General features: G+C 37.2%; 12 protein-coding genes. 4 read left to right on the forward strand and 8 right to left on the reverse strand.

Annotated elements, in window-relative coordinates:
- Window positions 1-26: 26 nt before the first annotated feature.
- Both RMY31_RS21030 and RMY31_RS21035 read left to right on the forward strand, forming a co-directional pair.
- Entirely contained in the window at window positions 27-401 is a 375-nt protein-coding gene (locus RMY31_RS21030) for a hypothetical protein (protein ID WP_322660302.1), read from the forward strand.
- A 183-nt stretch (window positions 402-584) separates the two neighbouring features.
- Window positions 585-1,466, forward strand: a complete 882-nt coding sequence (locus tag RMY31_RS21035; RefSeq protein WP_322660300.1) for a hypothetical protein — start codon at window positions 585-587, stop codon at window positions 1,464-1,466.
- Between the two features lie 122 nt (window positions 1,467-1,588).
- Here the strand turns inward: RMY31_RS21035 and RMY31_RS21040 are convergent, their stop codons facing one another.
- The 7 genes from RMY31_RS21040 to RMY31_RS21070 all read right to left on the reverse strand — a co-directional run bounded on the left by RMY31_RS21040 (window position 1,589) and on the right by RMY31_RS21070 (window position 10,278).
- Window positions 1,589-2,527, reverse strand: a complete 939-nt coding sequence (locus RMY31_RS21040; protein WP_322660298.1) for an Npun_R2821/Npun_R2822 family protein — start codon at window positions 2,525-2,527, stop codon at window positions 1,589-1,591.
- A gap of 7 nt (window positions 2,528-2,534) precedes the next feature.
- The gene (locus RMY31_RS21045; protein ID WP_322660296.1) at window positions 2,535-3,536 is read right to left on the reverse strand and encodes an Npun_R2821/Npun_R2822 family protein; all 1,002 of its coding nucleotides are present in this window, start codon (window positions 3,534-3,536) and stop codon (window positions 2,535-2,537) included.
- Window positions 3,537-3,540: 4 nt separating this feature from the next.
- The gene (locus RMY31_RS21050; RefSeq protein WP_322660294.1) at window positions 3,541-4,500 is read right to left on the reverse strand and encodes a glycosyltransferase family 10 domain-containing protein; all 960 of its coding nucleotides are present in this window, start codon (window positions 4,498-4,500) and stop codon (window positions 3,541-3,543) included.
- Window positions 4,501-4,583: 83 nt separating this feature from the next.
- The gene (locus RMY31_RS21055) at window positions 4,584-5,795 is read right to left on the reverse strand and encodes a glycosyltransferase (protein ID WP_322660292.1); all 1,212 of its coding nucleotides are present in this window, start codon (window positions 5,793-5,795) and stop codon (window positions 4,584-4,586) included.
- Window positions 5,782-8,046, reverse strand: coding sequence for an ABC transporter ATP-binding protein (locus RMY31_RS21060; RefSeq protein ID WP_322660290.1), 2,265 nt, complete (start codon window positions 8,044-8,046; stop codon window positions 5,782-5,784). Before RMY31_RS21060 ends, RMY31_RS21055 begins: the two co-directional genes overlap by 14 nt.
- A gap of 198 nt (window positions 8,047-8,244) precedes the next feature.
- Window positions 8,245-9,411 (reverse strand): glycosyltransferase family 4 protein, encoded by a 1,167-nt coding sequence (locus RMY31_RS21065; RefSeq protein WP_322660288.1) that lies wholly within the window; start codon window positions 9,409-9,411, stop codon window positions 8,245-8,247.
- A gap of 24 nt (window positions 9,412-9,435) precedes the next feature.
- Window positions 9,436-10,278, reverse strand: coding sequence for a putative nucleotide-diphospho-sugar transferase (locus tag RMY31_RS21070; protein WP_322660286.1), 843 nt, complete (start codon window positions 10,276-10,278; stop codon window positions 9,436-9,438).
- A gap of 569 nt (window positions 10,279-10,847) precedes the next feature.
- Between RMY31_RS21070 and gloB the strand changes: the two genes are divergently transcribed.
- Together gloB and RMY31_RS21080 are read left to right on the forward strand one after the other, a co-directional pair.
- A complete protein-coding gene (gene gloB / locus RMY31_RS21075; protein WP_322660284.1) occupies window positions 10,848-11,621 on the forward strand; it encodes a hydroxyacylglutathione hydrolase in 774 nt (257 codons plus the stop codon).
- A 16-nt stretch (window positions 11,622-11,637) separates the two neighbouring features.
- Entirely contained in the window at window positions 11,638-12,786 is a 1,149-nt protein-coding gene (locus RMY31_RS21080) for an endo-1,4-beta-xylanase (protein ID WP_322660282.1), read from the forward strand.
- A gap of 375 nt (window positions 12,787-13,161) precedes the next feature.
- Here the strand turns inward: RMY31_RS21080 and RMY31_RS21085 are convergent, their stop codons facing one another.
- A complete protein-coding gene (locus tag RMY31_RS21085) occupies window positions 13,162-14,592 on the reverse strand; it encodes a sugar transferase (RefSeq protein ID WP_322660279.1) in 1,431 nt (476 codons plus the stop codon).
- Window positions 14,593-14,790: the final 198 nt, after the last annotated feature.

Consider the following 14,790-nt stretch of genomic DNA (forward strand, 5'->3'; position numbering starts at 1 on the left):
CCTTTTAATATCAATTCGGAGATTTCATGTACTATTACCCTTTACAACCGCCCTACTTGCTATTAGTTATCGGTTTTTTCATAGCATTAACTTCTGGCGTGGCATTATCTGGGACGCTGAAATTAATTGTGCAGAAATGGCAAAAAAATAGCACGGAAAGCCCTAAATCTAATTCATCACTGAGACAATTGTTTGTACCATTTTTGGGAATAACTATTGGTGTTTGTCTATTTCTCTCTTCAGGTTTAGCGATATTTGGCTTTCCGTCCTTCTTGGCTTTAGCAGTGGGTTTACCAATTAGTCTTCTGACTTGCTTACTGGTGTGGTTGCAGTTAGGAAGTATGCTGACTTTTGCAGAACGCCAAGGAATGCGATCGCTAGATTTAGACTCTTTGCAGTAGATATAGTAAAATTTATCAGCAAAATAACTAACATTGTTACTCACCGCTCAGCATAAAATGCTATTCTGGCGGTGAGTATCCGTTTTTTTACGTAAATTTCACAAATCTCAATTTTTGATCGAGCTACACTTACCTATAAATACTGGATCGCCCCCCTGTATCTATGCTTAAGAGATGATAATCATGGTTTCAGAAGAAAGAAAATTCTGCTTTTGCACCCTAGCATTTGGTAAAAACTATCGAAATTTGGCATTATTATTAGCGAAAGATATAGAAAAATATTCGCCTAGTACTTACTTTGTAATTTTAAGCGATCGCCCTCAAGAATTTAGCAAACAGTCTAATGTTTTAGCTTTTAAGCATATACAAAACAGTGTGAAACTTTACCACGATAAAAGATTTGTACTTGCCAAAGCATTATCTCTGTTTCACTCCTGCATATACATTGATGCAGATATGCGAATTGTAGCACCAGTACCGCAAGATATGAAATGGTTGCAAGCTCCAGGAATAGTAGCTAGGTCTTGTGACATTATGCGGAAAAAGTATGCCAAAGTTTTTGCTGGAACTGCTGATGGCAAACTTTATAAAAAGTTTTTAGTGACTGATAAAGCAGCACAAAAATTAAATTTATATCTAGAAAATCAAGAAGTAAAATTTATTTATGAGTATTTATTTGCCGTTACAAAAGACTCTGGAAAAGAACTTGAATTCCTCAAGCATTGGGAAAGAATAGCACCTTATTTTGAATTAAACGGAGTTCATGACGGCGAAGGAAATGCAATCGGTTTAGCTGCTGCTAAGGCTGGCTTGCAAGTTAGATGGAGTGAGATGGAGGGAATTTCCTTTTTCAAGGATAGAACTGAATTAATTAGAATCAAAAATGGACAATCGAATATTCAGGATATGGCAGTATATTTTGAGCAGCAAAAAATGCTGGAATACCCCAAACAGTCTATTTTGCAAAAAGTTGCATTTAAAATTAGTAATAATATTAAATATTTATATAATTCACTGCGTTTAAGAATTATTACATTGCGTAATTTTGTTTTTTATTATCAATAAATTAATTTAGAGGAATTTTATTATTGGTTATTGAAGAGAGAGATGGGTAATTTTATGGTGTAAAGGAGTAATCATAGAATTAGTATTACCCCTTGTTATCAAAGAAGCTAATTTAAAGATAATCAGCTGGAAATTATCTCATTTTTAATTTTACGCAATTGATTTTTAACTGTACCTAGCTGCCACCACGCACTTTTTTTTGCAGGTGCAGGAATAGCTGCCGCAGGTAAGGCAGGATTAAGATTACGGTAGTGTTCCCAAACTTCCCAGTAGGGGCAACCTGGTTGAATGCGAATACCTGCCCAATGAAGGTATTGCAGAGGTTGATTAACGGCAGTATCAAATAATATATGTTCATGTTGTTGAAAATGGGGACTTCCCGCCCAATTTCCAGGGGCTTTACCTTCTCTGCGAACAATATTAAAGCGGCGCGGAATCCGCTTGAGCAACATATAATTGATAATTGGTTGGTCAGAAGTTTTTTCAGAGAAATCAAAATATTCTGGATTGGCAGCACACTCGGCAAAAGTTTGATACAAATCATTTTCCGAGATTAAGTTTTTCTTTGAACCCCAAAAACCACCGTTGAAAATATCCTTTATTTCACCCTCAGTAAAAACTTTATCTTCTAAAATTTTGGGACTGAAAACATTCTTGATACCACCTAGATGTTGATAATCACAACAAATAAAATCAGATTCAGCTAGGTAGTTAAGATTATCGATAATCTTTTCAAAGACAACAATATCGGTATCAATATACAAAAACTCATCAAATGGGCCAAACCAACAAGCCTGTTTGCGAAACTGATTCGGACGAGCAAAAAATTGTCCTCCAAAAGTTTCATGTAATTTCGAAGCAAGACGGTCGATAAATTCTAAGTCTGCGTATGTTTTTACGCCATAATATTTGTTGAGTATATCCGCTATGGCATGATAGTTGTCATCATAAGGAATCAAGATAATTGGTGTATCTCGATCGTGTAATCGGATACTATTTAGTAGTGCGATCGCATGATCCGTCACCTTGTCATTGGCAATAATATAAATACCACGAGTCATATCAACCTCAACCTGTTAATCCTAATTTTTTTAAAATCCTTGTGCCTAAACTCGGAGAAGCATTGTAAGCTTTCGGTTTAGTTGTGAACTGTGGGCGTTTTTCTGGTTCGTGCAGATAGCGATAATGCAAGAAAATATCTCTGTAAGGAAAATCAATATTTTCTCCATCACATACTTGATTAAAAAGTTTGGAGGATAAACCAATGTAATGCAGATAGGTTAGTCTGTTTCCCTTATCATAGAGAATATAATCTTGATTTTCAAAGTGTGGAGAAGTCACACAACAACCAGTTGCTTCATTAGCGGGTAAATTGAGAGCAAAGTTGTAGAAAGAGACATTGGCTCTCATCCTCATATAATTAAGCACAGACTGATTAGGAGCAGACATATATAAAACATCTGATTCTCCATTATTTAGTTGAGATAGCAACCCCTCTCTTTGTTCTGGCGGAAATATTCCTCGCTTGGAGGCATAGAAACCAGAACAGAAAATTTCTGAGTCAATACGCTCTTGACTAAATATTTCTAAGAGTTTTGGCGATGATAAATTGTATATATGACCGGGGTCTTTATACTGAAAGTCATACACGACAAAATCATGTTTATCTAACTGCTGAAAAACAAACTCTAGTGGCTGCAACACTAAAGTATCAGCGTCCAGGTAAATAAACTTTTCAAATTGACTTTCAGCATCAAAAGCACAGTAACGGCGATTTTCGCCAACTCTGTAAAACTTCTTAATTCCTTGTTCTTGCCAAGCTTGAATAGCAGAAGGATGTGATTGCCAAACTTTATATGAAAATTCTTCCCATCGAGCAAAAATATCTGGATTATCGAATAAAGTAACATTTTTTCTCGTTGCTATTTCGTCCCGAATTTTCTCCACATTATCGTTATAAGCAATCACGCATACTGGCACATTACCAGCATTAACTTCTATACTATTTAGTAATGCGACGAGTTGGTTATAAACGTAATCATTAGCTAGTGTATAAATTCCATTTGTCATAGTTTTATCCATTTTTATCAACAAATTCTGATAGCCAATTGAGCAGATTTAATTTATGTAAAATTATCTGACGAGCTTCAGCTATGGCATCTTTAGCGGCATACCAAGTATCAGGAGTAGCAGTCACTTCTTGAATGTAGGCAATTCCTTTTTCATCTAAGCTTGGCAATCTTAAAAAACTACCAGGTGGTAATAATTTATCGGCAGCAGGGCCGCCGTAGTAAATCGGCAAGCACCATGCTAGTAAAGCATCCCAAAGTTTTTCGCTAACATACCAATTATTATCGGCATAGTTTTCAATTGACAGATTGTAATAATATGGAGCCATGCCATACCATTTGTTACTTAGTTCTCCTAATGTTTTTGCCCATACAGGTAAGTCACGTCCATACAAATCAAACTTGATTTCACTAGATTGTAAGGATTGTAAAAAGCTTAAACGTTGGCGATGTTTTGCTGTCCGGCTAATTCCAGAAGTAATCCAACTGCATGGAGAAACTTTTACTGGGGGTGGCATTTCATTTAATTCCCGAAAGGAGTTGCTGTGATACCAAATAGCAGGCATATAGTCAGGAATCGGGGCAAAGTCTTCAGGGCCAGAAATGTAGCCGCAATATTTTTGAGCTTCTTGGTAGGTTTTTTTATGGTTTTCTGCAACTTCGTCTAGGGGTGGTTCTCTTAAGAGATAAATTATTCTTTCTTTGCTGACACCGCGTAGAAGAGTGTTGATGTTAAGTTCTGATTTTTGTTGTTTTTTACGAAATTTGTCTAACCAGGATTTCTGTTCGGGTGGTTTGGGAAAGTCATATTGATACATCAATAAAAAGTCTGGTTTTGATGCGAGTGCTTGAATTTGTATATTGCCCCATTTACCAAATTGATGGGGGGTTTGTTGCCACAGCCAATCACCTCTGTTTTCGAGTCCGCGATAGCTGCTAATCATACCAATGGTTTTTATATTCATAAGGTTTTTTTTAAACGAACCGCAAAGGACTCAAAGGACACGAAGAAAAGATTTAATGAAGTATGTAAGGCTAGTGTAGTAATTTATGCGATAAGTGGAGGACGTAGAGATTCATCGACGTAGCTAAGAATTTTTGCGGCTCGATTTTCCCAGGAAAATTGTTTCACAAATTCGATGATTTCTGAATAGCCGTCTATTTTTCTGGGATATTTTTCTAAAACTCGTTTGAGAGATTCAGCGAATTTAATGGGGTTATCTGGTTCGCACCAAGCTGCGATCGCCTGTGTATTGTTAAACTCTTTTAATGAGGGAATTTCTGTGGCCACAATGGGAGTTCCAGAGGCGAAGTAGTCAAATAATTTCAGGGGAGATGTGAAGGTTGCTGCTTGTCCAGAACAATGAGGATGAGCTAAAATATCTGCTGCTTGCAGTAAAGAAGCTAACTCATCGTGCAAGATGTAGCCCAGAAATATAATATTGTTGACTTGTTTTTCTTTTGCTATTTGTTGATAATGTTCTACTTCTTTTGGCTTACCACCTGCACAAGCAAATTGCACGTTTGGCATTTCTTTTGCAACTTCAATTAGGATATCAATGCCTTTAAATTGTTGTAGCGCTCCTGCATATACTACTAAATGAGATTGTGCATTTTTTAGGAGTTTCTCGCGCCATACTGCTGCTTTTTCTGGCTGTCTCAGCATAAACAAGCAATTGAAACCATTGTGTAGTCTGATCGTTTTTTCTGGTGGCATCCCATTGTTAATCATGCTTTCGCGGATAGTATCTACAACTGTGACAGCAATTTGAAATAGCGGACTTTTGACGATTTCTGGTTCAAATTTTTTATCTTCGTGGTGGTGATGTTCGTAAACTGCTGGAATGCCATTTTTAATTGCGGCTTTTACTAAATTCCAGTTGCGACTGTGGACAAGTTTAGTAGTGGGAAATATATGCAATGGAAAATAATATTTAGCGGCGATGGTATTAGAGTTAGTAAATTTATTATCGAAATAATCGATAGGCCAAGGCATGGGTAAGGGAGCGACTTTTAATTTGTGATGCAAGTTATAGTATTTGACGAGGTTTTCTGGTGCTTGCCTCGGTTGAAAGGGACGAGCTAAATTAACTGGATTAATAGTTTCTAATCCTTTATAGGGATAGACTAAAACGGTTGAATAACCCAAATTAGCGGCTCCATTGGCGGCATTTGTAGACTGTACTAAGTGAGCTTCTGGTTTGGGTAATTCTGATTGAATAAAGAAAATATAGTCTTTTTTTAAACTAGCATTTTTCATTAGTTTCTAATTGAATATTGTTCTCGAACTCTTTTAATTTATCAAGCAAATTTATGGCAGAATCATAGGCTTTGGCGATTAATTGATTATTGTCTTCAGGTGTGTCGGCTACAGTATCAGTTAAAGAGCGCAGAATTCCCGATATCATATTCAGGCGATCGCGGAACTCTTCAGAGATATGAGTGAAAGTTTTGTATTTAGTTGCGATACTATTATTCTCTTGGGTAAATGACAGAAATTTGCCTTTTAGTTGGAGGCTGAAAATATCATCAAAAACATCAATGGTGGTGAGAATTCTTAAGGCTGATGTATGAGATTGTTCAATTAATTCCTGCCGTTCTTGAGAATCTTCTACCATATCATCTAGTAAGAGAAGCAGGAAACCAAGCATTGAGTTAAGCTGCGTCCGAATTTCGTGAGAGATGCGGACTAAGCTTTGATGTTGTTTGTTAGCAGCTTCTGCGCGATCGCTAAATTGCATTGAGTAGAGGCGCGAGTAGTAACCACCTTTTTGTAAAAGTTCTTCATGGGTTCCTACTTCTACGACACGCCCTTGATCTAACACAGCAATTTGGTCGGCTTTTTGTACGGTAGAAAGGCGGTGAGCAATTACTAAAGTTGTGCGATCGCGGCTGAGGTCATCGAGTGCAGCCTGTACCAAGCGTTCAGAAACAGTATCTAATGCACTGGTGGCTTCGTCAAGAATCAGAATTTCTGGATTTTGTAACAATGCACGCGCGATCGCTAATCGTTGTCTTTGTCCGCCAGACAACATCACGCCGCGATCGCCGATGAGAGTGTCAAATCCTTGAGGTAATTTGCTGATAAACTCATAGGCATTTGCCCGCTTGGCTGCTGCGAGAATTTCATCCTTGGTAGCCTCGGGTCGCCCGTAGGCGATGTTATTCCCCACCGTATCGTTAAACAAAAAAGTGTCTTGACTGACGATTCCCATCTTGCTACGTAAAGATGCGATATCGAAGTCGCGCAAATCCTTCCCGTCGATAGTAATGCGGCCAGATAGAGGGTCATAAAATCTCGGTAAGAGGTCTGCAAGGGTTGATTTTCCGGCACCAGAACCACCGACTAAAGCCAGAGTCGTACCACGGGGTAAATATAAGTCCACATCCTTGAGTACCAACTTCTCATGACCGGGGTAAGTAAAGGAAAGAAAATCAAAATGCACTCCTTCCTCTAATTTTGTGTAGGGAATCTCACCCTTGGACATCAATGGTTTATCATCCCGATTTAAAAACTCTGTCACCATTGCCACACTGGCAGAGGTACTGGCAAAGGTACTGCGAATAGTATTTAACTGAGACACTAAGGGTAGCAGTCGCAGTAATATCAATAAATACGTAAGTAGTACAGTTGAAAGGGAAGCAACTTGGTTGGCAAAGAAAGTTTTACTCAGAAAAACAATCAACAGTAAGGCTGTAATTCCCATCACCTCACTCAAAGGTGCGATCGCTTCGGAATTCACCTGAGATTGGAAATCTGCTTTTTCCCTAGCGCGAATTAACTGATGAATTTTTTGATATTCTCTTTCTTCATTTCCCGTTGCCTTGACCAGTCTAATGCCATTCAGCAGTTCCAGCATTGCAATTGAATATGCTTTAGACATCTCACTGAGCTGCTTGCCAAATCTTTTAGAACGAGCAATGGCATACTGATTTACTACTGTCACCAAAGACAACAAAAACGTCGCTGCTATAGTTAATTGCCAAGAAATTGATAGCAACAAACCAACAAAAACTAAAATTGTAATTCCGAGAATTACTAGCTTTACCGTATTCCCGATTGCAGTTGCTGCCCGACCAATTTCTCCTCCAAGACGGTTGATTAAATCACCAACTTTCATCTTGGCGTAATAATCTATATCTATTTCTAGTAATAACTTTAGTCCTGCTTCTCGCATATCTGCTGTTAGCCTTCGGGTTAAAGAACTCGATGCTAACGCGCTAGTATATGTAGCTAAGTTTTTTAAGGAAATTGTGAATATAATTGCCCCAGCCATTACCACTATGCGGTAACTGTCTGGAATTTCCTCAAAAGGAGCCATAATTCCTTTAAGAATGCCAGGGGCTTTGGTTAAATCTACCTCTTGTCCCACAATTTTTAAAATTACCGGCACAATTAGAGCCGTACTGACACCATTAAATAAAGCTCCAGAAAATCCCAACGCTATCGTCAGAAGAATCAAACCTGGATAGGGTTTTGCAAATCTTAATAGTAGTTTTCTGGTAGACATTGGGTATTTGGATGGCAATTCATTATATTATTAGCATTAATCATCAATTTATAGCTATATTAGACCGTCTTGAAATAGATAAGAATAAATAATCATGTTTTTTATTTTGATGAAAGCATAACTATCAAATACTTCAGATCGTTGCCGAAAGTTTTCTGTTATTTTAATTCCCTAGTTGCTATCATCAAAACAAATAGCTTACAACCGAGTAATTACCGAGTTGAGAGTAGAAGCCATCGCCTCTATACTATATTTTTCGATACATCTTTGCCTTGCTTTAATACCTCTTACATTTGCTAAATCCAAATTCTGAAATATTAATTGAATTTGCTCGGCAATTTGTTCTGGACAAGCAGGTTCAACTAAATAACCAGTGTCACCTAAAATTTCAGGAATATCTCCTACACGCGTCGATAATACAGGTTTAGCCATTGCCATTCCATCTGTCAACTTGAGAGGAAATTGAGCGCGAGTTTCAGGGGTATCTCGCTGTGGAACAACAATAATATGAGCCGCAGCGACTACATCAGGCATGACATCAGATGGATAATTAGGAAGTTTAATAATCCAGCGTCCCCACTGTTGTTGAAGTTGCTCGTCATAATTATCATAGGGACTGCCACCAACAATCACCAGTTTTAAGTCTGGCTGATTAATTTTATCTAGTGCAATCAGAACATCTTCTAAACCTTTATAAGGTCTTGGCGCACCGGGAAACATCAAAACTCGATATTCTGATAAACCATAGCGACTTCTACTTTCTTCAGGATTATATCGAGCAGGATCGAATAAACAAGTATCCTTGCCATTAGGAACAGATATACCGCCAAAACGCTGCTGCAAAAAGCTAGTATGCACCGTCACTGCATCAGCTTGACTCACCAAATTTTCCATTAATTTCAAATACAACGGATGATGAGGTAATCTCAGCGCGCCATCTTTTTTTAGTAAATCTTTAGCTAGTTGTTTGAGTTGAGGACGATAATGCCATTTATCCCCACCATGCCAACTAAGTTCCCAGTCGTCTATATCTAGAATTACTGGTTTTTTGCTGTAGAGTTTCTTGAGAAGCGCTACACCAAAACTAGCTGGTTGAGGTTTAATTGCATAGATAATATCTCCATCAATAGCTTTTAAAATTTTTCTAATAGACTGAATAAAATTTGGATAATTTGCGCCTTCTACAGTATGTATTTTCGTTTCAGGAGGAATCGCTTTATACAATTCTTTGCCAAATAGAAAACCCAGTATTTCTACTTCATAACCCAACTGATTCAGGGCTGTTTGTAACAAAGATGCACGAATGAAACCATCATTGGTAGATAAATTCCAGACGAGTAGCGATACCTTAACTTTCTCTTTCATGATCGCCAGTTTCCTACTTATAAATCATTTCGTGCGCCAGGGATTTGTTACTTGATTAGGTAAAAATACTTTAGCAAATTTGTCAAATATTCTTGTGTACAAGGAACGAGTAATATTTTTGGCGTACTGAGGTCTGTAAGGATAAGTACAATGTAACACTTTAATTTCTTCGGTAATCTTGTAAGTATCCTTCCACTTACTGAGATAATTGTAAGCGGGTGATAGTATTTTCATCTTTGGTTTTACCGAAGCGATCGCAGAAGCAAAAGCCCCTTGATCTTTTAAAAGTAATTTATCTTGATTATTTTTGACAATCTCAAAATAATGTTTGAATTCGTCAAAAAATATCTTGGTTATTTCTGTTTTACGAAAAGCCATAAAACCGCCGTTATACTGCACGCTATCTTCCCGCAGTGGCAAACCTACAGATTGCAGAATTGGCAACACATCTGACAACATATCCTGTTGCTTTCCCCGTAATAAATTTGTCGCTTTAGGAATACTAGGTTGCACATCTTCAGTTAATAAAAAATCATAGTCTTCCAAATATTCAAATACATCATTAATATTGGATAATAAGCAAATATCAGAATCTAAGTATATCGTTTTATCAAATTCAGAAGCCGCATATAGAGCTAGTTTAGCCTGTCGCGATGCTAAGACAGTATTTTGATCGGCTGGTGCAGGTTTTAAAATTACATTTTTAAATACTTTGAGAAAAGGATAGAGGATTTTGGGAACGTGGTCAATTAAAATAATAATCGGTTCCTGATGAAATTTCCTGATCGCTGCTAAAAAATGGATACAATCTTGAAAAGAGTAAAGTCCTGTCAAAATCGTAATAAATCCTCTGGTTTGTGCTGTCATAAACTATTTTTATAATATTTTCTAGTTTAATTCTCTTATTCCTAAAAACTCTAGATACAAGATAAATAATGAAAATGATGTTTCTCTTGTTTGAAATTATAACAATGAGAGAATTTTATCTATAATACGTTTAATTTCATTTTCTAACTCACTATGGACGCTAATATAGATATAAGTACTATCGCTCATTATTTTTACTGAAATATGCAAATAATTATGTCTATATTTGTTGATTTTTAATAATTAAAAAGAGCCGTTAAGAACAATTTATTAACTCGTTATAATGCTGAATTTAGCTATTTTTTTAATTAAAAAATAACACAATAAATTTAACTTCGGATTTCCTTGACTTCCCAGAGAAATTTTACTGATAAATCAAGATTGTTTTTAGCAAGTTTTAGTGTATTTTAAGTACAAGTACGGTTGTATATTATCATGGCTAATGCTTTTTGACAGTTATAATAGACGAAATATCAATATTTGACATAACTTGATGTAAGTAATCCGGTTACTTACCAGAGTAGAGGATGCAAATAAATACCAAACAACTTGTAAGGGAGGCAAAGAAAATGCGGATAATCCGTCTTGAGGCACTCTCAGACAATTACATATTCTTGCTGCACGATAGCAAACACAATATTGCCGCTGTTGTCGATCCAGCCGAGGCTGAACCAGTATTAAAGAAACTTGCACAATTAAAAGCAGAGTTAGTTGCAATTTTTAATACCCACCACCACAATGACCATGTAGGTGGCAACAAGGAGTTAATACAACACTTCCCGAAAGTGATAGTTTACGGTGGAGCCGAGGATCGTGGGAGAATTCCCGGACAGCAGGTGTTTTTGCAACAAGGCGATCGCGTTGAATTTGGCGATCGCACAGGTGATGTTATTTTCGTACCTGGACATACCCGCGCTCACATCGCTTACTACTTTCCTCCCGCCATATTCGGCGAACCAGGCGAATTATTCTGTGGCGATACCCTGTTTGCTGGTGGTTGCGGTCGCCTGTTTGAAGGTACACCTACTCAAATGGTAAGTTCCCTAAATAAACTGCGCTCTCTACCAGATGATACCCATGTCTGGTGCGCCCACGAATATACCTTAAAAAATTTGCAATTTGCCCTCACTGTAGATAGTGAAAATACCGACTTACAAAAACGCTTTGATGAAGTGAAAGTTTACCGTAGCCGAGGAGAAGCCACCGTTCCCTCCTTGCTGGGTATCGAGAAGCGCACCAATCCCTTTTTACGCTGGGAGCAACCATCATTACAATCATCTGCCAAGAGTAGCGAGCCAGTGCAAACATTTGCCCGTATACGGGGAATGAAAGATAAATTTTAGTTATAAAGCAGTCACAATGAAAAATTATCGTAGAAAATTCTTAAAAAGAGCAGGATATACAACCCTTTCTACTTTATTGACGATGGGGTTTTTACAAAAAGATAAGCATAGCATGAATGCTGCTATGGCAAATTATATAAGTGCAAGTGTGAATTCTCCCCTTCGGCAATTAGCTGCCGCAAAAGGAAAGCGCTATGGGACAGCAATTTCTAGTGACGCTTTGCAAAAAGAGCCGGATTACGCTAAATTAATTGCCCGCGAATGTTCGATCGCAACACCGAATGGTGAATTAAAATGGAGCGGCACTGAACCAGAGCCAGGATATTTTACGTTTGAATTAGCAGATGCGATCGCCAATTTCTGCCAAAAGCATAATATGACAATGCATGGTCATACTCTTTTTTGGCACTTGTCAAAACCAGACTGGGTTCCTTACCCCCCTACTCTTAAAATGCTCGAACGCCATGTTACTGGTGTTATGGGGCATTATCGCAAGAGTCCGGTTTTAAAATCTTGGGATATTGCCAATGAAATTATCGCTGATACTCCGGATGGAACTGACAACCGCTATGGTTTGCGTAGAGGAGTAAAACCAGAATTGATTCGAGATTTGTTTGTAATTGCGGCTGAAGTTGATAGAAATAAAAAATTTTGTCTCAATGATTTTGGTATTGAAGGCGCTACATGGAAGTCAGACCATTATTTAAAAATGGTGGAATACCTGAAAAATAATGGAGTTAAACTTGACTGGGCAGGTCTGCAATCGCATTTATGGTTTTCTAAGAATTATCCTTTTGACGAGAAAGGATTTAGTAGCGTCTTAAAACGGCTAAAAGACTTGGAAGTTAAACCAGTAATCACTGAATTAGATGTTATTATTGATACGCCATTTCCTGATAGTATCGAAAAGCTCGATCAAATGATAGCGGATGGTTACAAGCGATTTCTTGAGCTGTGCTTTGCAGGTGGAGTTGATACCGTGATTACATGGGGGATTACCGATCGTCACACCTGGATACGTTATCCTCAATGGATGCCACAAAAATACAAGGATAATCCAGAGTTCCAGAAGTTTCTGCGTCCGCTTCCCTTCGATGAGAAGCTGCAACCTAAACTTGCCCGCAATGCCATTGCTCAGGCTTTACAGCAAGCACCTCCTTCATGATGTAGAAAATGACGCTAATTGTGACTTTTTAAAGGTTGGTTTGAATACTCGTATTTTCAGGGTTATATTGCAGAGTACCAGGAGATTAAAACTGCGATCGCAGTTCTAATCTCCTGAACAGTAGCCTATTAATAGTAATAAAATCCATTTTGAATCACTAAGACAGGTGTAATATCAGATAAACCCATCAAGACATTTTCAATAGCGATTGGATAGTGCTAAGTTACACTGTTGACACCAAGTTCAGCAATTTAGGGGAAGCAGCACGTAGATGACTTCACTCAAGTCATTTTTATAGTTTAATAATGTCGCTCAAACCAAACTGCTAATTGTAGCATGATTTGCGTAACCTTTTTGGTTTGGAGTAGACTGTAATTAATGGGCACCTGTCTTTTGCAAAACAACCTTAAAAGTTTGCAACAAAATTTTTAAATCGAGCCATATCGACCAATTTTCAATGTAATCCATATCTAATTTGAATGCGTCTTGAAAATTATCAATATTTGAACGTCCGGAAACCTGCCACAAGCCAGTTATACCAGGCAGAACTTCTTGGCGAATAAAATGATTTGTTTTAAACTTCTTGACATCGCGGATAGGTAAAGGTCGAGGGCCGACAAGACTCATTTCTCCAACGAAAACATTAAACAGTTGCGGCAATTCATCCAAACTGTAAAGGCGCAAGAATTTGCCAACTCTTGTAATGCGAGGGTCATCTTTCATTTTAAAAAAAACACCATCTTTCATTTCATTTTTTGCTTCTAAAGAGGCTTGAATTTTTTCGGCATTTGTAACCATTGTCCGGAATTTCCAAATCTGAAATTCTTTACCATGTAACCCAATACGTTTTTGTCTGAAAAATATCGGGCCTGGAGAATCTAACTTAATTATCAGAGCAATCAACAAATATACAGGGAAAAGCAGGAAAATTAAAATACTGGAAAAACAAAGATCAAAAAATCGCTTCATCCAAAAATCACTACCAACAATTATTGGCGCAGGAATGGTTGGATAAAAAACTTCTCCAATCATGTCAAAAGTAGATTTAGGAAGAGAAAATTCACTCATTGTTGGCAGCATCCGAAGGGTAATGCCAGCATTATAGAAATACCAGCAAAGGAACAAACGATTTTTGATGGTATCCCAAGAAACAAAAACTTCATCTATGTTTTGACTGCGAAGATATTCAAAAGTTGTTTCTCTGTTAGCCAAATCTAGACATTTAGAGTTCGCATAACCTTGAATTGCAAAGTAATTTTGCCTTTCAAGCAATCTGATATAATAAGGTTCTTTTTCTTGCTCGTCAGCAATGATAAAAATTCGATGACGTATTGCACCTTTGTGACGTACAAAGTTAGTGAAAAAATTAAATAAAGAACGAAAAGCACAGACGAAGACTACAGACAACAACCAATATAGAAGAAAAGTGGAATATGAAAAATAGCTATTTTGTTTATAGAGAAAGTCTATAAATAATAAAAGTAGAGATGACAAAGAAATTGCTTTAATGATACCTAAGTAGTTCCGACGATAAATACCTGCTTTATAAAGGCTTGTTGTGTAAAATATAGCAATTGTCAAGCTCATATTTAGCAGCATAAACGATAAATTTTGTAGCGACAAAAACTTAAACGATGTACCATATAAAACTGCTAACTTCCATGCAAAGCTTATAAATATTGCGTCTAGAAACATAAGTATTACTACACGCATTAGTCTGATAAATAATCCTCTCTGTATCCTTACACTTTTAGCAGAACGTAAGTCAGGTTTTAAACTCTCTATCGAAATATTGCTGGAAACCATAATTAGAAGACCTCCTAATGTTAATAATAAAATCTGGAGCTAATACCAATTCACAATTCGCAATTCGCAATTTGCAATTAAAAAACTTAGATGCAGCAAGGCTTTCAGGGTTTACATCTGTTTCATAATTTTAGTGAATTGGTATAACAGATGATTTTAATAAAATTGATTACCAAAAAATACCAGATGTAATGTTTT

This window comes from Dendronalium sp. ChiSLP03b, from assembly GCF_034531165.2.
Lineage (GTDB): Bacteria > Cyanobacteriota > Cyanobacteriia > Cyanobacteriales > Nostocaceae > Dendronalium > Dendronalium minutum.